We start from the raw sequence: 20,509 nt of genomic DNA, 5'->3' as shown, positions 1-20,509 counted from the left end.
GCGTGAGCCTGCGCGACTTCCTGATCCTGGTCGGCATCTGTCTGATCTGGGCGACCAACAATGTCGTCAGCAAGATTGTGGTCAGCGACTGGCAGGTGCCGCCGCTGCTCTATGCCGCGATCCGGTTCGCGATTGTTGCGGCGGTGACATTGCCCTGGCTGCGACCCATGCCGCGCCCGGCCTGGCGGATCGTCGCCGTGGGCCTGCTGATGGGCGGCGGCAGCTTTGCGCTGTTGTTCATCGCACTGCAGACTGTCTCACCTTCGGCTGCGGCGGTCGTCAGCCAGGCCGGGGTGCCCATCACCACGCTGCTTTCGATCCTGATCCTGGGCGAACGGATCCACTGGCGCCGCGCGCTGGGCATTACCTTGACGCTGGTCGGCGTGTTGGTGGTGGTGTGGGAACCCGGGCTTGCAATCTCGGCCGGCCTGCTGCTGGTCCTGGCCGGGGCCGCCAGCGGTTCGCTTGGGGCGGTGCTAATGAAGCAGATGGGTGAAATCGCGCCGCTGCGGCTGCAGGCCTGGGTTGGCATGACCAGCACACTCCTGCTGGTTCCGCTCAGCTTGCTGCTTGAAACACCGGACTGGGGCCAGATCGCAAGTGTTGGCTGGCCCTTCGTGGCGGCGCTGGTCTTTTCCGCGTTGGTCGTCTCGGTCGGCGCGCACACGCTCTTCTACGTGCTGATCGCCCGCTATGAAGCAAACCTGATCGCGCCGCTGACGCTAATCACCCCGCTGGCGACGATCGCGCTGGGCGTAGTGATCACCAACGACCAGCTTGATACGCAGATGATCGTGGGTTCAGCGATCGCCCTTACCGGGGTGCTGATCGTTGCGCTCAGGCGAACCCGCGCCCCGATTGCCGAGGCCCAGGAACACTCCTGATTGCGGCAGTCACCTGGTCCAGCGGGCGGCTTCGCTGTACTTCTGCGCGGTGCTAGAGAACGAGTTGGCCGCGCTAGGGATCTCTACCCAGCCGAGCGGACAATTTCTGCCCAAGCGGCTTCATCGATCACTTCGATACCAAGCTCCTGCGCCTTCTTCAGCTTTGACCCGGCGCCCGGCCCGGCCACCACCAGGTCGGTCTTGGCCGAGACCGAACCCGCCGCCTTGGCCCCCAGCCGCTCGGCCTGGGCCTTGGCCTCATCCCGGCTCATGGTCTCTAGCGCACCGGTGAAGACCACGGTCTTGCCGGCCACGGCGCTATCCTTCGTCTCGACCACGTAAGGCGGCGGACTGACTTCAGAGAGCAGGTCTTCCCATACGGCGACATTGTGCGGCTCGTGGAAGAAGTCGCCCAGCGCATCCGCAACGGCGGGGCCGATCCCGTCGATGCCGGTCAATTCGGCCAGTGCTTCGGCATCGCCGCCGTGCGCCGCCTCGGCAACCGAGCGCAGGGCTTCAAGCGTGGTAAAGCGCTTCAGCAGGTCCCGCGCCGTGACCGCGCCGACATGGCGGATGCCCAGGCCGAACAGCAGCCGCGCAGCATCGGGCGCGCGCTTGGCTTCGATCGCTGCCAACAGGTTGTCCACAGACTTATCCTGCCAGCCCTCGCGCCCGACAATCTCGCCGCGGCGCTGGCGCAGGCGGAAGATATCAGCCGGGCTCTCCAACCAGCCAAGGCCAAAGAACTCGATAATCGTCTTCTCGCCCAGCCCCTCGATATCGAGCGCGGCGCGGCTGACGAAATGCTTGAGCCGCTCGACCCGCTGCGCCGGGCAGATCAGGCCGCCAGTGCAGCGCACGTCAACCTCGCCCTCTTCGGCGACGGCTTCGCTGGCGCATTCGGGGCAATGATCGGGGAAGGCATAGGCCGCGCGCGGCGCATCGCGGGTGAGGTTTTCGACCACTTGCGGGATCACGTCGCCGGCGCGTTGCAGCACGACCCGGTCCCCCACGCGCAGGCCCAGCCGGGCGATCTCGTCGCGGTTGTGGAGCGTGACATTGGCCACCACCACCCCGCCGACCGTGACTGGCGTCAACCGCCCGACCGGGGTTAGCTTGCCGGTCCGGCCAACCTGGATATCGATCGCTTCCAGCGTGGTTTCAGCGCGCTCGGCCGGGAACTTGTGGGCGATCCCCCAGCGCGGTGCCTTGGCGGCAAAGCCGAGCCGCTCCTGCCAGTCGAGCCGGTCAACCTTGTAGACCACACCGTCGATATCATAAGGCAGATCAGCGCGTTGATGCTCGATGCTGCGATAGTGGGCCAGCATCGCCTTGACGCTTTCGCACCGCACCAGGAGCGGGGAAACGGGCACGCCCCACGCCGCAATCGCGGCCATGACTGCGCTCTGGGTGTCACCTGGCACTGCCGAAGCCGCACCCCAGCCATGGGCCAGGAAGCGCAGCGGGCGGGCGGCGGTGACTGCGGCATCCTTCTGCCGCAGCGAGCCGGCGGCGGCATTGCGCGGGTTGGCAAAGACCTTGTCCCCGCGCGCTTCCTGCGCAGCATTCAGCGCGACGAAATCGGCCTTGGCCATATAGACCTCGCCGCGGATCTCGAAGACCTCGGGCACTGCGCCCTTCAGCGCCTGCGGAATGTCGGCGATGGTGGCAACGTTGGGCGTCACATCCTCACCCACCTGCCCATCCCCGCGCGTTGCTGCCCGCACCAGCTTGCCATGTTCATAGCGCAGCGAGCAAGACAACCCGTCGATCTTGTCCTCGGCGGTCATCGCCACTTCGGCATCGTCGGGCAGGTTGAGATAGCGCCGCACCCGCGCGGCGAAATCGGTGACGTCCTCGTCCGCAAACGCGTTGTCGAGGCTCATCATCCGCACTTCGTGGGTGACCTTGGCCAGCGGCGAGGCGGCGACTTCGTGCCCGACCTGGCGGCTTGGGCTGTCGGGCCGGATCAGATGCGGAAAGGCTGCTTCCAGCTCAGCATTGCGGCGGACCAGTGCGTCATAGTCCGCGTCGGAGATCTCCGGCGCATCCTCGGCATGATAGCGCTTGTTGTGATAGGCGATCTGCTTCGCCAGTCGCATCAGTTCATTGGCGGCGTCCGCTTCGGAGAGTTCGAATCCCATCGCGCTATCCTAGGCCAGCGCGAGGACCGTCGCCACCATCTCGCGCGCGGGGCGGAAGCCAAGCGATTCATAGAGCCGGATCGCGCTGACGTTTCCGGCATAGGAATGAAGATAGGGCACGTCGCCCCGTGCGACCTGGCCCGCCATCACCTGGCGGATCAGCGCGCCGGCGAGGCCCCGCCCGCGCTGGTCGGGCCAGGTGCAGACACCGCTGACTTCGGCCAGGCCCGGCGCCGGCCGCATCCGTTCGCCCGCCATGGCGAGGAGCCGCCCGTCCTCGCGCAGGCCCCAGAACTGGCCGTACTGGTGCGTCAGCGGTCCCCAGGGGCCTGGCTCGGTTGCGAGCGCGAGGTCAGTCATTTCGGCCACATCGCCAGCGCCGAGCGCCACGAAGGGGCCATCATGCTCCCGCAGCGGCGCGGGACTGTCCGCCACCATCTGCAACAACGGCGCAACCCGCACCACCCGCGTGCCGGCCGGGGCCGGCCATTCTTCGCGCTCCACCAGCCAGATCGTATCTTCTGGTCCGGATAGCGTCGCCGCCAGTGCCGCCTGCGCCTCGTCTGACTCGTCACGCGCCGCCGCAAAGGGGCCATAGCGCGGATCGATCCGCACCGCCGCGCCGGTCGCGACGGCCAGACCGGCCTGCGGCCCGGTCAGCATCGACCAGACCGGGCGTTCGAGCGCCGCTTCGCTCACACCCCCTCCAGCAGCCGATCCGCCTGGGCCCGTGCTTCGGCGGTAACCTCTGCACCGGACAGCATCCGCGCGATTTCCTCCTGCCGTCCGGCGCTATCCAGCAGCACGACCGAGGTCCGCGTCACCGTGCCCTCGCTCGACTTGGCGATCATGTAATGCTGGCTGCCCCGCGCCGCGACCTGCGGGCTGTGGGTGACGGCCAGCAATTGCCCGCCGCTGGCCAGCCGCGCCAGCCGTTCACCGATCGCGCTGGCGACCGCCCCGCCAACGCCGCGGTCAATCTCGTCGAAGATCACGGTTGCCGCCCCGCCCTGCTCGGCCAGCGCGACCTTGAGCGCGAGGATGAAGCGCGAAAGTTCGCCGCCCGAGGCGATCTTGGCCAGCGGGGCAAAGTCCGCGCCGGGGTTGGTGCTGATCAGGAATTCGACCGCGTCGATCCCGGATGGACCCCAGCGGTCCTCTGGCAGCGGGTTGACGCTGGTGCGGAACTTCGCCGCGTCGAGCTTGAGCGGGGCCAGTTCAGCTGCAACGGCCGCATCGAGCTTGCCCGCTGCGGCCTGGCGCGTGGCCGAAAGTGCTTCGGCCTTGGCGCGATAGTCCTCGCCCGCCTTTGCGGCGGCTGCCTCAAGTGCGGCCAGATCGGCGTCGCCGCCCTCGATCGCATCGAGCGCGGCGCGCAGGGACCGCATCTTGGCGGGCAGTTCATCGACGGTGCAATGATGCTTGCGGGCGGCAGCGCGCAGGTCGAACAGACGGGTTTCGATCCGGTCGAGCATCGCGGGATCGTGGCTGAGCGCCTCGGCCGCGCGGGCCAGCCGGTCCTCCGCCTCGCTGGCTTCGATCACGGCACGGTCGAGCGCGGCGAGCGCCTCGGCCAGCAGGGGATGTTCCGGCGCAATCCGGTCCAGCCGCCGCGCCGCGCCGCGCAGCGCCGCCAGCGCCGAATCCGATCCGGCCCAAAGGTGCTGCAGTTCGGCAAGGTCGCCCGAGAGGCGCTCGCCCTTCTGCATATCGGCGCGGGCGCTGGCCAATTCCTCTTCCTCGCCCTCGGCCGGTTCGAGCGCGGCGAGTTCGGCCAGGTGGGCGACAATCAGGTCGCGATCTGCCGCCGCCTGATCAAGGGCAGCATGGGCCGCCGCCAGCGCCTCGACCCGCGTGCGCCATTCGCGCCAGGCCAGGTCCACCCCCGCCGCATCGCCGCCGCAATAGCGATCGAGCAGCGCCCGGTGACCGCGCGGATTGACGAGGCCGCGGTCATCGTGCTGGCCGTGCAGCTCTACCAGTGCCGGTGCCAGTTCGCGCAGCAGGGCGACGCCGACCGGCTGATCGTTGATGAAGGCCTTGGAGCCGCCATCCGCCTTAACCCGGCGCTTGAGGATCAGCGGCTCGCCCGGCTCGACATCAACCTCTGCCTCAGCCAGCGCCGCCTTCACCACATCGGGCAAGCGCGTGAATTCAAAGCTGGCGGTAACGCTGGCCTGGTCTTCCCCGGCGCGGACCAGCCCGGAATCCGCCCGGTCGCCCAGTACCAGCCCAAGGGCATCAAGCAGGATCGATTTGCCCGCCCCGGTCTCTCCGGTCAGCACGCCCAGCCCGCCCGCAAAATCGAGGTCGAGCGCCTCGATCAAAACGACATTGCGGATGGAAAGGCGCGTCAGCATGTTCGCGGACTGTTCTAGCCACTTTTCCGCGCACGGCAAAGCCCGTGCTCCACAATCTCCCCTCCCGCTTGCGGGAGGGGTCGGGGGAGGGTCTGTTACTTCCCAGCTGCCGAGGCACAAGCCCTCCTCTAACCCCTCCCGCATGCGGGAGGGGAACTGGTCAGAGTGAAAGCTTGAGCGTCGCCCCGAAAGTGCGCTGGTCCCCCGGTGTGCCGGCAATCAGCCCGACATTGCCCGGTGCGACCTGGAGCAGCTCAATGTAGTTCACGTCGAAGGCGTTGCGGACCCAGCCGAACAGCTCGACCCCTTCGCTCCTGAAGCCCAGGCGGAAGTTGGTCAAGGCATAGCCATCGACCTTGGTATAGATCGAGGGCGAGGCGTTGGAGTTCCAGTCCGAGCGATAGTTGCCGTCGATCCCGAAATAGACCTGCCCGTCCTTGCCCAGCAGTGTAACCGGGGTGTTGGCCTCTGCCCCATAGGAGAACGACCACTTCGAGACGCCGGGCAGGCCCTGGCCGGAAATGTCGCACTGGCGCGGGCTGAGCGTGCCCGGCCGCCCGGCGTTGGAATAGTCCGGCGTGGCGCCCACCGGCTGCAGTGTACCGCCGGAGAGCTCGGGCGGGCACGGCGCATTGGTGAACTTCACATACTTGGCATCGGTGTAAGCCAGGTTGGTGTAGGCGGTGAACCGATCACTCGTGCGGATCTTGAAGTCCGCCTCAAACCCCTGTGAGCGGACCCGCTCGGCATTGGCAAGATAGCCGCGCACCGTGCCGAACTGGCCGCCGTTCACCGTCGCCTGGAAATCGTCGATCGTGGTGCGGAAGGCGGCGATATTGAAGGTTGCCAGCCGGTTCAGGAACGAAGTCTTGAGACCGATCTCGAAATGGTTGACCGATTCCGGCTTGACCGTACCGGCCGACAGATCGGGCAGGTTGGTCGCGCTGTTGAGCGGCAGGCCGTTCTGGTTGATGCCGACAGTCTTGAAGCTCTTGGCATAGGTCGCATAGGCCAGCACGTCGCGCGCCAGCTTGTAGTTCAGGTTGAGATCGTAACTGAAGTTCCAGTCACTGACCGATGGCGCGGTGCTCTGCGGCTGGTAGACCCCGCACTGCGCGGCCAGCACCGTCCCGGCTGCAGGCACCGGGTTGCAGGCGATCACCGTACCCGCGCCGGTGGTCACCACGCGCTGATAGAAGCCTTCCTTCTTGTCGTAATTGATCCGCACACCGGGCTGGATGGTCAGTTCGGGCGTCACCTTGTAGCTGACCTGGCCATAGAGCGCGGCGCTGTCGCTTTTGAGGTACTGGGTGTTGCTGGCAGTCAGGCCAGCCAGGATCGAGGCGTCGGCGGCCTGGGCGCCGGTCAGGCTCCAGCGGCTAGCATCGCTGCCCTGCTGCTCGGTCCCTTGCGTATCGATCCGCTGCTTGAAGCCGAACAGGCCGACCACGAAGTCAAGCTTGTCGCCGGAATAGTTGTAGCGGAATTCCTGGCTGTACTGATCCTGCTGCGAGGGGTTCTGCGACTTCGACACGATTGACAGGCCGGTAAAGTCGCGATCGTTCTGCGGTTTCCAATCCCAGAACCGCCAGGCCGAGATCGAGGTGAAAGTGCCGCTGCCCAGATCCCACTTCACCCGCAGTGAAGCGCCGCCGATCTTGTTGCCGGCCTGCAGGGTGGCATCGATATCGGTGAGCCGGTCATAGATGTTGCGGCTGGGCACCGCATAGTTGCGGCCCGGATTGGCGGCATTGATCGCTGCAACCAAAGCCTCGTACTGGCGGTTCAAGGCGCGCTGGGTGGTGCCGACGCGAACGAAGGCGGTGCCAAAGCCATAGGGATCCTGCGTGCTGTAATCGCCCGACAGGGTGATGCTTAGATCGTCATTCGGCTTGAACAGCAGCTGACCGCGCAGGCCTAGGTTATCCTGCTCGTTAATCCAGCGCTGGGTGCGGGTGTTGTAGAGCGTCCCGCGCCGGCTGGTGGTGGCGACAGCGATGCGCGCGGCCAGTCTGTCCGAGAGCGGGCCCGAGACTGCTGCCTTGGCCTGGCGATAGGAGAGGTTGCCAACGCTCAGCTCCGCCTGCCCCTCGAACTCGAAGGTCGGCTGGTTGGTGGTGATGTTGATCGCCCCGGCGGTAGTGTTCTTGCCATAGAGCGTGCCCTGCGGCCCGCGCAGCACCTCGACCTGCTCGACATCAAGGAAGTCGAACGTCGCGGCAGCGACGCGGGAGTTGTAGACATCGTCGACATAGATCCCGACGCCTTGTTCGAACCCGTCGCTGGTGAGGCCGAACGGCACCCCAAGGCCGCGGATATTGACCGAGGTGTTGCGCGGGTTGGAGGTATAGACCTGAAGCGTCGGGGCCAGCTGCTGGAGCTTCACCACATTGAAGTTGCCGGTCGATTCAATCGAATCCCCGCGGATTACGGAAATCGCCAGCGGCACCGACTGAGCCGTTTCCTGACGGCGGCGGGCGGTGACGATGATCACGTCGCTGCTGGCGGTCGTGGCGGTCGTTTCATCGCCATCCTGCGCGGCAGGCGCGGCGGCTTCGGCAGCTGCGTCAGTTACGACAGGATCGGCATAGGCAGTGGCGGGCAGCGCAACGGCGCTGGCCAGCAGGACAGAACGGACGAACGGATGCATGACTCGGCTCCAAGGTTTGGGTCGGGTCGCATCCGGTGGTCCGGTCTGCGGGAAATGGGTTGCGGGGCCGGCCATGCGCCGCCGGCCCCGCGAACTGGTCAGGCGAAGCGCTGGCGCTCCGTTACCTCAAGCTGGACCACCCGGCCGTCGTGAACGACCAGCTGGACCACCCCGAATTGCAACCGTCCGATCGCTTCGGCCGCAGCGCGCAGCGCGGCTTCGGTGGCATCACTCGGCGCAGGGTTCGGCTGGCGGGCCGGCAGGGGGCGAGAGCGTTGCATCGGACGATTCCTTTCGCCCGCAAACTATCTCCACCATTTCGATAGACAATGTAGTTTTTATTTGCCGCCGACGAAGCGCCGCTTTCTTGCGGCAGCTTGAAAGCGCGGCAGATCAGGCGTCTGCGAAAGGCGGTTCGAGTGTGATCGGATCGGCCAGGGTCATGCGATCGAGCATGGTCGCCATTTCGTCACGCAGGGTCAGCATCAGCCCGCGCAGGCGGCATTCGGCTTCGGGCAGGCAGTTCTGGCACTGCTCATGCGCATTGCGACTGGCGCAAGGAACCAGCGCCAGGCTGCCCCGCGTCAGGCGGATGATATCGCCATAGCGAATGTCGACCGGGGGCAGCGCCAACTCGTAGCCGCCATCGCGCCCGCGGGTCGAGACGACCAGCCCCTCTCGCCCCATTTCCGAGAGGATCACGGTCAGGAACTTGCGCGGAATGTTCTGCGCCTCGGCAATCGCGTCGAGCCGGATCGGCCCTTCGCGATAGTGGTCAGCCAGGTGCTGGAGCGCACGGATGGTATAGCGGGTCTTCTGCGAAAGCATCTTGGCGCAATTCAGCGCCCGCTGGACCCAAATGTCAACCTGCGGAGTAGAAACCGTTTCACCAGCGACCGGAACGGTGGCCAACTGCGCTGGTCGATGCGATGACGACATTCGCGGGGTTGCCTCTTCACAACCGCCCCAGGTGCGCCGATATCGTTGCCGACGGTTTACGCCACGTTCGGCAAGGGAGCAGCATTGTCTTGGGCCTGTTTGGCAAGACCTTCCGGACATCGCCGATGAACGAATTGCGGCCGGGCGATCGCGATCCGCATCTGTCCCCTGGCGCGTTGCCCCCGCACGAGGGCGGCGAACCAGCGCCGCTGCCGGTTCCGGCACGCGGCAAGTGGTGGTGGCTCAAGCGCTCACTTCAGGCGATGTTGCTGCTCTTTGCGCTGCTGATCGCCTGGTTGGCGCTGACTGCGCCGCTGTCCAAATCGCTGGAGCCGATCGCCCCGCCGCAGATTACCCTGCTCGCCGCCGATGGCACGCCGTTTGCGCGCAACGGGGCGATCGTCGACAAGCCGGTAAAGGCGGCCGAGCTGCCGCCGCACGTCAAGCAGGCCTTCATCGCGATCGAAGACCGGCGGTTCTATTCGCACTGGGGGGTCGATCCGCGCTCGATTGCTCGGGCAGTGGCAAGCAACATCACCTCAAGCCGCACCCAGGGCGGCAGCACGATCACCCAGCAGCTCGCCAAGTTCACCTTCCTTACGCCCGAGCGGAGCCTGACCCGCAAGGCGCGTGAAGCGCTGATCGCATTTTGGCTGGAGGCCTGGCTGAGCAAGGATGAAATCCTCGAGCGCTATCTGTCGAACGCCTATTTCGGCGACAATACCTATGGTCTGCGGGCGGCGTCGCTGCACTACTTCTATCGCCAGCCGGAAAAGCTGACACCCGCACAGGCCGCAATGCTGGCAGGGCTGGTCCAGGCGCCAACCCGCCTGGCTCCGACGCGAAACTATGCCGCAGCAAAAAAGCGTATGGAGCTGGTCAAGGCGGCGATGGTGGCTGAAGGATACCTGACCGCAAGTGCCGCCGCCGGGATGCCTTACCCCCAACTTGATCTGCGCAACCGCAACGACCTTCCCAGCGGAACCTATTTCGCGGACTGGGTGCTGCCGCAAATCCGCGCCGAAAACGAAAGCGGCTATGCGCGTGAGACGTTGCGGACCACGCTCGACACCCGCCTGCAGCGCGCCGCGCGCAATGCCATCGCCCGGGCCGGGCTTGGCCAGGCCCAGGCCGCACTGGTGGCAATGCGTCCGAGCGGCGAAGTTGTGGCGATGGTCGGCGGGCGCGACTATGCGGCATCGCCCTTTAACCGCGCCACCCAGGCGCGGCGCCAGCCTGGCTCAACCTTTAAGCTGTTCGTCTACCTGGCCGCGCTCAAGAATGGTTGGAAGCCGGACGATCGGATCGACAACCGCCCGATCCTGACCGGCGGCTACCGGCCGAAGAACTACGCCGATCGGTATTCGGACACGATCACCCTGCGCGATGCCTTCGCCACTTCTAGCAATGTCGCCACGGTCCGGCTGTTCAGCCAGGTCGGCGATCTCAAGGTGATAGCCCTGGCGCGGGCTATGGGGGTGACCGCGCCGATGGATCCGGGCGATCCCTCTGTGGCGCTAGGTACGTCGGGGATGACTCTGCTCGAACTGACCGCGGCCTATGCCGGGGTGGCAGGCAACAGTTATCCGGTAAAGCCGCGCGCATTTCCGGTTGAGGAACAGGGCTGGTTCGAACGGCTGGTGTTCGGCCCTTCCCGTTTTTCGGGCCAGGTGCACGAGGATATCGAGACCATGCTGCGCCGGACAGTCGAAGCCGGGACCGGCCGCGCCGCCGCCCTGGGCAGACCGGCCTTCGGCAAGACCGGAACCAGCCAGGACAATCGCGATGCCCTGTTTGTGGGCTATTCAGGCGATCTGGTGGTGGGGGTGTGGGTTGGCAATGATGACAACACCCCGCTTCAGGGAGTCACCGGGGGCGGCCTGCCAGCCAAGATCTGGCGCGACTTCATGCGTTCCGCCCGCGGGGCGCAGCCAGCCCCTGCGCGCCCCCAGCCCAATCCCAGCGGGCCAGTCGAGCCGCTCGACGCACCCGAAGCCCTGCCCATCCCCGAGATCCCGCTCGGCGATGCGCGGGTTCGCTTCGAGAACGGTCGCGCGGTGATCAGCACCCAGGTGGGCGGCACACCGGTCGGGGTCGATATCGATCTTGGGAACGAGGCCGCCGAAGCCCAGCGCCGCGCGGCTGCCGCCCTGCGCGAAGCCTCCGCACGGACCAGCGAGGCTGCCCGCGAGACGCAACGAAGGATCGAAGCGGAGGCCAACCGCAGGGCACAAGGCCCCGGCTAAGCTAGATTGCGGCAGTGCCCGGCGCGTACTTCTGCATCAGGTCGAAGGCTTTCTTGTACCATTCGCTGCCCGGGTAGTTGGCACCGAGTACGGCGGCGGCCTTCTGCGCCTCGGCCGGCACGCCGATCGCCAGGTTGCTTTCGACCATGCGATAGAGCGCTTCGGGAGTGTGGCTGGTCGACTGGTAGCCTTCGATCACGTTGCGGAAGCGCAGATTGGCAGCAAGCCACCGGCCCGAACGCTGATAGAACCGCCCGATCTCCATTTCCTTGCCGGCCAGGTGATCGTTGATCAGGTCGATCTTGAGCCGCGCATCAGAGGCATAACGGGTGTTGGGATAGCGCCGCACCACCTCGTTCATCGAATCGAGCGCAAGCCGGGTGATTTTCTGGTCACGGCTGACGTCGCTGATCTGCTCGTAATAGCTCAGGCCGATCAGGTAATAGGCATAGGGCGCATCGCGGTTGCCCGGATGGATCGAAAGGAACCGCTGCGCCGACTGGATCGCCTTGTTGTAATCGCGCGCCACATAGTACGAGAAAGCGCTCATCAGCTGGGCACGGCGGGCCCAGGGCGAATAGGGATGCTGGCGCTCCACCTCGTCAAACAGCGCGGCGGCCAGCCTGGTATCGCCGCGATCAAGCCGGTCCTTCGCGGCCATGTAGAGCGTATCGACATCGCGGGCGACAAAGGCCGTGTCCTTGGCCTGGTTGCCCCGCCCGGCGCACCCGGCGGTAACCAGCAAGGCCGCCGAAGCAGTGGCGAAAAGGGCGAGCTTGAGCGGCGAGCGGCTGGTGGGGGTTCCTGGCATGGCGCCAGCCTATAGCCAGAGCCTGCCTGAACGCCAAGTGAAGTTGCGCAGCCTATCCCCGCCCGCCGCTTGGCTCATCATCAGCTGCGCGGCCCGGTCTGCTCCCTATCTTCCCCCTTGGCCACCCTGTTGGTCTGCCTCGGCACTTATTCGGCCGCGTTTGGATCGTGCCATCCAAGTATTCGGCTTAAGACATATTTCAGGGGCTTTACCTATTGCTGCCGGCATGACGAGGCTGGCGGGCAAGCTGCGGGGCTACTTCGCGCCTCAGGTACCCGACGCGATCCGCGACGAATTCGTGGTGCGCGGCGCGGTGCAGATGCAGCGCAATTCGCGCCTGCTGTTTCTAGCGCTATTCCTCACCACGCCGACCGGCGCACTGGCTGCGGCTGAAGGGGCGACCTGGTGGGTCCGCTTTGGCACCCCGGCCGCGCTGGCCATGTTCTGCCTGGCCGGCGTGTGGAGCCTGGGCCGCGATATGCGTCTCGCCACCTCGGTCCGCCGCTCGCGCCGGTTCGTGCGCGATGCCGCTGTCGGTTCGTCGCTGATCGCGGTCATATGCAGCGCCTGGTGTGTCCATTCTTGGCTTAGTGCGCCGCCGGACGAGCGGATCTATTATCCGATCATCGTTGCGCTGGGGGCCTTCTCCACCGCCTACTGCCTGTCAAGTGCACGTACCGCCGCCGTGCTCAACCTGTTGATCAACTTGGTGCCGATGCTGGCGCTGCTGTACACCTCGGGCAGCAGGATGGACCTGGCCGTAGCGGTCAGCCTGTCTATCGCGGCGCTGTTTCAGCTGCACATGGTCCAATCGCACTTTCACACCGTGATCGATCTCTTGACGCTCCAGCGTCATAGCCGCGAGCTTGCTCGCACCGATCCGCTAACGGGCCTCCTTAACCGCCGTGCGCTGCTCGATCATGCCCTTGAGCTGGGCAGCGAGGGACCGGTTCGTCTGCTGCTGGTCGACATCGATCACTTCAAGACGATCAACGATGACCACGGCCACGACAAAGGTGACGAAGTGCTAAAGGTCGTGGCCGAGCGGCTGGCCCGGATCGCCGAAATCCGCGCCAGCGTCGCCCGGATCGGCGGCGAAGAATTTGCCCTGGTGGGCCACGCCGATGACCTGTCCGAAGCGCTTGCCCTGGCCATCCTGGCCGAGATCCGCACCGCCCCGATGCCGCACAACCGCCAGGTCACGGTCAGCATTGGCCTCGCCGATGGTCCCGCGGCGGATGAAGCTAGCTGGCGCCAACTGTTCAACCGCGCCGACGCGGCGCTCTACGCCGCCAAGGGCAAGGGCCGGAACCGGCTCGAACAGGCCAGCCCGCTGCCCGCCCCGACTGCCGCCCGGACGGCTGCGGCCTGAATGACTGGAACGGAAGCCAACAAAAAGCTTCTACGGGGCGGATGCGTTTACCATAAAGTACTGTAATCGTTTGCTGATTGACAATGATGAAAGTGAACGGCAGGCCTAGTCCACAGGGCCCTGCAAAAAGAGGCGATTCGCGTTCCGCCTATGACAACCGGAAAAACTCTTACGGGTGGAAGCCCTGCACTTGATGCATCCACTTTGGATGTAGTCTCCGACTGCATTGAGTTAGTCGAACAAGCGCAGGATATGCTTGATTCACTCGGAACTTCAATGGCTTCTGTTCATGTCAGTCAAGCCTTGGAAACGCTTCGGACCTTTCACGTTCGCATCGCATCTGGGTTGGACTAAGCCGAACACACCCCCGGCCCTATCCCATCAGTCACTGTCATTACCGGTGTGATATGGTATAAACACACCGCAACAGGGCCAGGGTGACAATGGACGACATTGCTAAAGCGCGCGCAAAGTTAGCGTCGCTGACTGAAAAGCAGCGTGCCGTTCTGGATCTGTTGATCCAGCACAAGTCGTCCAAGGAAATTGCCCGGACGCTCGATATCTCTCCCTATACCGTCGATCAGCGACTGGGCGGCGCGCGACTGAAGCTCGGTGCCGCTAGCCGGGGCGAAGTTGCACGCGCCTACGCCGCCCTGCTTTCGATATGCGATGAATCCGCATATGGATTTCCATATGTGGAACCTGACGCGGTTAGCGATGAAGGCTTGCCCCAGGCCGAAAGCTTGGAGCCAACGTATACTTTCTCGGACGCGGTAACGCTGCAGTATCGCGCACCCTGGGAAGCGACGACGGAACCGGCATTTGGCCTGGAGGCATTCGACAACCGCTTCGGCAAGAGCGGCAGAGTGATTGCGATCCTTGGCCTGGCAGCCGTGTTAGCTCTAACGCTGCTCGCTCTGGTCTCGATGGCAAAAACGCTCTCCGAGATGGTCTAGGCGGCGCCTCCGACAGCACACCTTAACGCCGATCCCAAAGGCGTTGCCGGAGATGAACAATGACCCTGACCCCACAGACTGCCACCAATCGGATTATCCGCGAACTGTGCGAAAGCGAAACGGAGCTTGACCGGACCCTGGCACGCAGTGCGTCGCTTCTCGCCACGATCGCGCAATCGCGGGTCGATGCCGGCGCATCGTTTGCCGATGGACAGGTTGCCATCATGCGTCTCGTGCGCTCCATTTCGTCGCTGACCGACGCCCGGGCCGATCTCGCCCGGACCCACGGCGAACTTCGCCGCATCGGCGAAGAGCGCGCCGACGTTATCCTTCCGCATGAATCAACCGGAAGTCTCGAAGCGATCGATTCTGACCTGGCTGCCCAGGCTGCCTAATCGCGAGTTCCGGGACTGCCATCTACGAGATAGTCAACATGATCGCGTCGTTAGCAGTCCTGGCACTCTTCCTTGGAACAATAGCATATGCATGGAAGTGTGGTGCCGCGCCCGAACGGCGCGGAGCCGCCACGCTCTTGATTGTCCTCTTGCTCAGCATGGTCCGCACCCAACTGGTTGGTTTTAACATCGGTGGTTTGGACTGGACCGGGCTGGCAATCGACACCTTTGCCTTTCTGATTTTTTCCAGAGTGGCAATCCATGCCTGGAGAGTATGGCCAATATGGGCGGCTTCCCTGCAACTACTGGCGGTCTTCTCGCACGCAGTGCGAGTACTAGAGATAGACATGGACCCGCTCGCTTACGGAATAATGCGTTCAGGTCCGACCTATTTCGTGGCGATAACCCTGCTGATCGGGACGATGTCCCACCGGCGCTTGATGCGCGCGGGCGTCAACAGGCCTTGCTGGCGCGACTGGTCGCAACCTTCGCACCGGCAGATGCTGACGCGATAGCCGCGCAGCTTCTGGCTACCTTCGGATCGCTGGGGCAGGTCCTGTCAGCGTCCGGATCGGCGGTGCGCGAGGTGACTGGTCACAGCGAGCTGGCCGATATGATCCTGATGACGAAAAGCATCGTGCTGGAAGCCATGCGCGAGGATTTTCGGCAAAGCGTCTTCGTCCCCGATGATCCCAAGTTCAACCAGTTCGTGATCGCGACCCTGGGCAGCGCCCGTCAGGAAAAGATGCTGGCGATCTTTCTGGATGCGCACTCGCGTTACATCAAGGACGAGATTGTCGCCCAGGGCGGCTGGTCCGAGGTCCAGTTGCGCCTTCGGTCCCTGCTGCGGCGGGCGATCGAGCTGGACAGTGCCCGGATCGTCCTGTGCCACAATCATCCGTCGGGCCGGGCTGAACCAAGCAAGCGCGACATCGAATTTACCGACCGGCTCGCCAAATGCGCCAGTGCCCTGGGGATCGAGCTTGTCGATCACCTGATCGTGGCCGGGCCGCGCGTGTGCAGCATGCGAACCGTGGGAGCGATGCGATGACCGCCACCAAACGGCAGATCCGCCAGCTCCGGGCAAACGCCGCCCAGCTGATCAAGTTGGCTGACGAACTCGAAGCCGCACTGGACCAGCCAGAGCAATCCGACGAAAGCCTGATGTTTGCACCGCCCCGCCTCTCGCCTGCGCTTGAGCGGGAACTGCTGATCGACCGGGTTGAGCTGGAATACGGCAATCGCCGGCGCCGGCGGAACTTCCTCGATGCCGATCTGTTCGGCGAGCCGGCCTGGGACATCCTCCTCGATCTGTTTGCCGCCCGGCTGAAGGACCAGACGATTTCCGTCACCAGCGCCTGCATCGCGGGGGATGTGCCGCCAACCACCAGCCTGCGCTGGCTGCGGCAGCTCGAATGCGTGGGACTGGTTGAGCGCATCGACAACCCGCATGACCAGCGCTCCAGCTGGGTCCGGCTGACGGACAAGGGCTATGGCGCGATCAAGGATTACTTTGAAAGCGCCCTTTCGCAGGCCGACCGGATGCGGCGTTCCTTCGAAGAGAGAATCATCCTGGCCTATGAACGGGCGCGATCGTGATTACACCGCGCCCATCCTGAGCGCCGCCACACCCGCTTCCCGCCGGACCAACCCGTGGCGCCGCGCCTTTGCGGGCACCGGGCGCCTGCGGGCACTCCGCCCCGCCAGCCATCCGGCCTGAGCGCCCGGGATCAGCCATGATCCCGGGCCAGAGCGGCGCATTGGCCCTCTTCGCGCGGGCAGAAACCATTTTCCTACAACCCCTTGGCTCAGGCATAATCCCGGGTTTCCTGCCCCGCTCCACTCGCCCCAGAACCCCCAGGACGCCCCGCCATGACGATCGACAAGCGCCAGCTCCCCGCCGCCCCCGGCCAGATCCCCGATTTCGCCCCCGTGCCGCGCGGCACCAACCGCCACGATGGCTGGACGGAAGACCGCCAGCGCCGCTTTATCGAGGCGCTGTCCGTCACCGGCAGCGTCAAGGCGGCGGCCCACCGCGTCAACATGACCCCCGAAGGCGCCTACCTGCTGCGCCGCCATCCAGAGGCGGAAAGCTTTCGCAAGGCCTGGGAAGCCGCGCTTTCCCTCGGCGTGCAGCAACTGGAGGACGTGGCGCTCGAACGCGCGCTCCATGGCACCGAGGTGCCGGTCTATTCCTACGGCAAGCTGGTCGGCAGCCGGATCAAGCACAATGACCGGCTGCTGATGTTCATGCTCAAGAACCGCGCCCCCACCCGCTTCAACGCGGCTGGCCAGGTGACCGAGCGCCGCAACACCATCGGCAACCCCGGCTATGCGACCGAGCTATCGCGGCTGAAAAAGCAGTGGCGCAAGGAATGGGAGGCCGAACAGGCCCTGGACCGCCGCAAACGCAGCGACGCCACCGCCGCCTCGATCAACGCCCAACTGGAAGCGATGAAAGCGCGCCGCCTGGCCGTGATGAGCCCGCGGACCCGGCGGCTGTACGAGGCCTATCTGGAATCGGGGCGGCTGGATGAGGTAAATGCGCGACGGCGGGGGGAGTGAGGGGGGAGACTTGGAAATTGGAAGACGATGGTCTCAATAATGGCTCGTTTGGGTCGATTGATTCTCGATATGATCAAGGAACAGCTCGCCGATTGCTTGGCCGATTTCTACAGGGACAGCATTGCCAATCAGTCTGCCAAAAGTCGCAAAGCTAGGCTTTGCGCCATCTGGAAGAAACTTGTAGGCGCGAGGGAAGCCTTGGAGCATTGCTGCTTCACGAAGTGAGATTGCTCGATCTTGCTCAGGATGACCGAAACGACCATTTCCATAACCAAAACATTGCGTGGTAATGGTTGGGCTCTGAGCATCCCATCGCATCCGACCATAAACTGACGGATAAGTCTGACCGGATTGTTTCTGATGGCACGCCGCGCGGAGTTCGGTCGGCCAATCACGCCACGTACCACCAGGGCGGGATGCTTGAATCCGTTTCAAGTTCAGATCGCTAAGCTTAGAAGCGCAGTGCATAGGATCGTCCGCATCCGCGTCACCGGCCTTCAAAGGGGGCAGCCCCGAAATTGCGTCGCGAACAGTGGTTTCTCGCTTACTGGGTAACTTCAATGATATTGGACCAAGTCGAGAGGCGACCAAAACAAGGCGCTGCCGGGTCTGTGGCAACCCAAGCTGCTTCGCCTCCACGATGTCCCAGTCAACGTAATATCCGTCTAGCAAGCCAAGCAGTTCACCGAACACCGACGCATCAGCAAGTGGTGGGACATTTTCCATTGTTACAAGCTCTGGCTTTAATGTCCGGACAATCTCGCCAAAGCGTTCAACCAAATACCAGTCAGCACCCCGCGCACGCTTGGCGCTGCGCGAGTAGGTCGAGAACGGCTGACATGGGGCGCACCCGGCAAGAAGCCGGATGCTTCCCTCACGGAAATACTGATCAAGACTCTCTGGAGCGATGTTTGCTACATCCTCAGCTGAGAACGCAGCCTTTATGTTTTGCTCAAACGGAAAACGGCACAACGGATCGATATCGACGCCAAGCTCAACACCAACTCCTGCCTGCTTGAGGCCCTGACTAAGACCACCAACCCCGCAGAACAGATCAATTGCCGAAATCTTCGATATCTTAGTCATATCGCAGCAACGATGTGCGCCTGATTTGCAACATGTTCCTCAAACGCCTTCGCAACGTATTCCATGTAGTCCAAAACAACATCAGCCAGCTTGCGGATTGCAGGCAAACTTTGATCGCTTGCGCCGTCCTCGAATGAGCGTCTCCCGTGCGCTATTGCATTCCTCCTTAGCGCGAGAAATTGCAACGGGGTTTTATCCCCGTATCCTGGGTCAGACGCGATTCTGGTCCAGATGTCCGCCGGCATCCAGAATGAGACATTCAAGCGCTCAATGCATTTTGCGATAGCCTTATCGTCCCAAGTGCCTGATGGCTTTTTAAGCGCTTGGGGGCCGCTAATTGACGGCGTCAGGAGCAGCGTCGACATCTGAAAAACCGTTGCGAGGCGCCCATCTTCGTTCCCGTCCGTAGTTCGGGCGACTATTGCCTCTCTAAGCCATTCTCTCAAAGAATGCTCTGTCCACTGCCTTGGATCGGACGAGCCAAGCGCACTTCCGACAGCGCTAAGTGCCTCACTCATGATCGCCTCGACGATGTTATAGAGGTGCACGAGAAGACCAGATTTTATCGTGTTTATATGCCGAACGGACAAGCTGACGGGACCCAACGTCGAATCCAGCATCATTCGGTCTTGCAAGGCCTCGGCCAACGCAAAGTGAGCGTCGAATTCTTCACGCCGGTCAGAAAGCGCCGCGCGCAGGCTCATGGTTCAACCAGAATAGATCGCACCAGATCAATTCTGCCCTCTAGCTTACTGCGGACATTCGCACCATCTGATACCACAATCTTGTCAAACGATCTATCTAGCATCCGCTGAGCGACAACTTCCTGAGAATGCTCAATGGCAGGATTCTCTCGGAGCGCCAGCGCAGTTCCGGTTGAAATCGCCTCAAATCGCACTCTCGGAACAGTGTTAGCATTCGATGTTTTTCGAAATCCGAAAGAGAATAAATCGTTTACTTTAAATAGCATACGATGAAATTCTGCGCGCATTTCGTCAATGATTGCTGGATTGTCTAGAGCCTGATCATTCGCCCTTTTCAAATAATCATAAAGATATTTCTTTGGCCTATCTCGATAATTTGGAAACCTACCATCAGGATGATCCCACCCATCAAGATAAGCAAAAAACCTTGTTACCAGCTCTTCACGCTCCCTTTGATCTATGATCTTTTGGGACATCGGGGTAGCCGCTTCAAATTGCGCATCTTCCGCAAGTTGCCGGATAAGGTCGGTCACTGGACCAGGCAAAGATCCCCGTCTAATCTCGGCTTCATTTGCCACCGTACCTGATTTGTTAATTCGAGCGAACATTTCAGCTCGCGTAGCAGCGTCGGTACTGGGATCGAGCACGATGGTTCTGATCGTAACATCTTCAAGTTTGTTCCGGCGATCCTGAGGCAGATCGTTGAACGAAAATCCATTCAGCTCCGGAACAAGCACTAGGTCTGAAAGCCTAAGGTTATCCTTCAGAAATGCGCGCATAGCCCTCATTCTCTGAGAGCCATCGACGATTTCCATCCTGCCATCGGTAGTTTGATAGAAAAATAGAAATGGTATAGGCAACCCAACCAATAAAGATTCAATAAATTCAGATTGCTGCCTAGGATGCCAAGCTAAATTTCTCTGGTACTCAGGTACAAAAAATCGTCCAGTATCGTCATTTTCAAAACGCTCGACATATACTGAGATTGGATACTCCGTCACCGTAAACTTCACTTGGCGCGATACTAGAACAATTGCGTCTTCAGCGTTTGCTATGGCTTCGGCGTTAGGCTTAACTTTCTTTGCCATAACCTCTCTCTTATGCTCAAAATGGCCAGTATTTGCTCTAAGATATGGAGTTTACGAGCAAACAACAGAAGAAAGTAAGAATTTTCCCCAGCTTCAAGCTTGGACTGACGGTCGTCGCATCAGAAGTTATCGGATGCTTTTCGGCACCACGACGTCTCTCTCTCCCACGCGCCGTTCCGCGATTGCTTGGGCAATCGCTCCATGCGCCACGTGACGTCGATCCGCGGCGCTATGCACCGAGGTCGGCCGGGTCGGGTGATGCGCTGGCGCGCACCGGCTTCTAAGCTACCGTTGCTGCGCAACGTCGCT

General features: G+C 62.9%; 18 protein-coding genes. 8 read left to right on the top strand and 10 right to left on the bottom strand.

Features of this window, described 5'->3' with window-relative positions; translation table 11 throughout:
* The first annotated feature begins 2 nt into the window (after window positions 1-2).
* Window positions 3-884: a DMT family transporter gene (locus FRF71_RS10610; protein WP_147090624.1), complete on the top strand. Its 882-nt coding sequence runs from the start codon at window positions 3-5 to the stop codon at window positions 882-884.
* A gap of 83 nt (window positions 885-967) precedes the next feature.
* On the opposite strand, the gene ligA is transcribed toward FRF71_RS10610, so the two are convergent.
* From ligA to FRF71_RS10580, 6 genes are all read right to left on the bottom strand, one after another.
* Window positions 968-3,028, bottom strand: coding sequence for an NAD-dependent DNA ligase LigA (gene ligA, locus FRF71_RS10605; RefSeq protein ID WP_147090623.1), 2,061 nt, complete (start codon window positions 3,026-3,028; stop codon window positions 968-970).
* Window positions 3,029-3,037: 9 nt separating this feature from the next.
* Window positions 3,038-3,727: a GNAT family N-acetyltransferase gene (locus FRF71_RS10600; protein ID WP_238339185.1), complete on the bottom strand. Its 690-nt coding sequence runs from the start codon at window positions 3,725-3,727 to the stop codon at window positions 3,038-3,040.
* Window positions 3,724-5,388: a DNA repair protein RecN gene (gene recN, locus FRF71_RS10595; RefSeq protein ID WP_147090622.1), complete on the bottom strand. Its 1,665-nt coding sequence runs from the start codon at window positions 5,386-5,388 to the stop codon at window positions 3,724-3,726. The genes FRF71_RS10600 and recN overlap by 4 nt, the downstream gene beginning before the upstream one ends.
* 160 nt (window positions 5,389-5,548) lie before the next feature.
* On the bottom strand, window positions 5,549-8,038 hold the full coding sequence (locus FRF71_RS10590; protein WP_147090621.1) for a TonB-dependent receptor: 2,490 nt from the start codon (window positions 8,036-8,038) through the stop codon (window positions 5,549-5,551).
* A 98-nt stretch (window positions 8,039-8,136) separates the two neighbouring features.
* The gene (locus tag FRF71_RS10585; RefSeq protein WP_147090620.1) at window positions 8,137-8,319 is read right to left on the bottom strand and encodes a YezD family protein; all 183 of its coding nucleotides are present in this window, start codon (window positions 8,317-8,319) and stop codon (window positions 8,137-8,139) included.
* Window positions 8,320-8,431: 112 nt separating this feature from the next.
* On the bottom strand, window positions 8,432-8,866 hold the full coding sequence (locus FRF71_RS10580) for an RrF2 family transcriptional regulator (protein WP_147090619.1): 435 nt from the start codon (window positions 8,864-8,866) through the stop codon (window positions 8,432-8,434).
* Window positions 8,867-9,102: 236 nt separating this feature from the next.
* Between FRF71_RS10580 and FRF71_RS10575 the strand changes: the two genes are divergently transcribed.
* Window positions 9,103-11,223, top strand: coding sequence for a transglycosylase domain-containing protein (locus FRF71_RS10575; RefSeq protein WP_147090618.1), 2,121 nt, complete (start codon window positions 9,103-9,105; stop codon window positions 11,221-11,223).
* Between the two features lies 1 nt (window position 11,224).
* Here FRF71_RS10575 and FRF71_RS10570 read toward each other — a convergent pair whose 3' ends face one another.
* On the bottom strand, window positions 11,225-12,034 hold the full coding sequence (locus tag FRF71_RS10570) for an outer membrane protein assembly factor BamD (RefSeq protein ID WP_147090617.1): 810 nt from the start codon (window positions 12,032-12,034) through the stop codon (window positions 11,225-11,227).
* 226 nt (window positions 12,035-12,260) lie between these two features.
* On the opposite strand from FRF71_RS10570, the gene FRF71_RS10565 reads away from it, so the two are divergent.
* The 6 genes from FRF71_RS10565 to FRF71_RS10540 all read left to right on the top strand — a co-directional run bounded on the left by FRF71_RS10565 (window position 12,261) and on the right by FRF71_RS10540 (window position 17,322).
* Window positions 12,261-13,406: a GGDEF domain-containing protein gene (locus FRF71_RS10565; protein WP_161597946.1), complete on the top strand. Its 1,146-nt coding sequence runs from the start codon at window positions 12,261-12,263 to the stop codon at window positions 13,404-13,406.
* A gap of 443 nt (window positions 13,407-13,849) precedes the next feature.
* The gene (locus FRF71_RS10560; RefSeq protein ID WP_147090615.1) at window positions 13,850-14,362 is read left to right on the top strand and encodes a LuxR C-terminal-related transcriptional regulator; all 513 of its coding nucleotides are present in this window, start codon (window positions 13,850-13,852) and stop codon (window positions 14,360-14,362) included.
* A 59-nt stretch (window positions 14,363-14,421) separates the two neighbouring features.
* The gene (locus FRF71_RS10555) at window positions 14,422-14,757 is read left to right on the top strand and encodes a hypothetical protein (protein WP_147090614.1); all 336 of its coding nucleotides are present in this window, start codon (window positions 14,422-14,424) and stop codon (window positions 14,755-14,757) included.
* 463 nt (window positions 14,758-15,220) lie between these two features.
* Entirely contained in the window at window positions 15,221-15,808 is a 588-nt protein-coding gene (locus tag FRF71_RS10550; protein WP_161597945.1) for a JAB domain-containing protein, read from the top strand.
* Window positions 15,805-16,356, top strand: coding sequence for a helix-turn-helix domain-containing protein (locus FRF71_RS10545; protein WP_147090612.1), 552 nt, complete (start codon window positions 15,805-15,807; stop codon window positions 16,354-16,356). The genes FRF71_RS10550 and FRF71_RS10545 overlap by 4 nt, the downstream gene beginning before the upstream one ends.
* Window positions 16,357-16,629: 273 nt before the next feature.
* Entirely contained in the window at window positions 16,630-17,322 is a 693-nt protein-coding gene (locus tag FRF71_RS10540; RefSeq protein ID WP_147090611.1) for a hypothetical protein, read from the top strand.
* Window positions 17,323-17,355: 33 nt separating this feature from the next.
* On the opposite strand, the gene FRF71_RS10535 is transcribed toward FRF71_RS10540, so the two are convergent.
* The 3 genes from FRF71_RS10535 to FRF71_RS10525 are packed head-to-tail and all read right to left on the bottom strand — an operon-like array spanning window position 17,356 to window position 20,200.
* Window positions 17,356-18,408, bottom strand: coding sequence for a DNA cytosine methyltransferase (locus tag FRF71_RS10535; protein ID WP_147090610.1), 1,053 nt, complete (start codon window positions 18,406-18,408; stop codon window positions 17,356-17,358).
* Window positions 18,405-19,112 (bottom strand): MAE_28990/MAE_18760 family HEPN-like nuclease, encoded by a 708-nt coding sequence (locus tag FRF71_RS10530; RefSeq protein ID WP_147090609.1) that lies wholly within the window; start codon window positions 19,110-19,112, stop codon window positions 18,405-18,407. The genes FRF71_RS10535 and FRF71_RS10530 overlap by 4 nt, the downstream gene beginning before the upstream one ends.
* Window positions 19,109-20,200: a DUF262 domain-containing protein gene (locus FRF71_RS10525; protein ID WP_147090608.1), complete on the bottom strand. Its 1,092-nt coding sequence runs from the start codon at window positions 20,198-20,200 to the stop codon at window positions 19,109-19,111. The genes FRF71_RS10530 and FRF71_RS10525 overlap by 4 nt, the downstream gene beginning before the upstream one ends.
* Between the last annotated feature and the right edge of the window lie 309 nt (window positions 20,201-20,509).

It is taken from the genome of Novosphingobium ginsenosidimutans (genome assembly GCF_007954425.1).
GTDB classification, from domain to species: Bacteria; Pseudomonadota; Alphaproteobacteria; order Sphingomonadales; family Sphingomonadaceae; genus Novosphingobium; species Novosphingobium ginsenosidimutans.
Note: the sequence above shows the minus strand (reverse complement) of the source record. Positions and strands in the feature narration are given on the sequence as shown.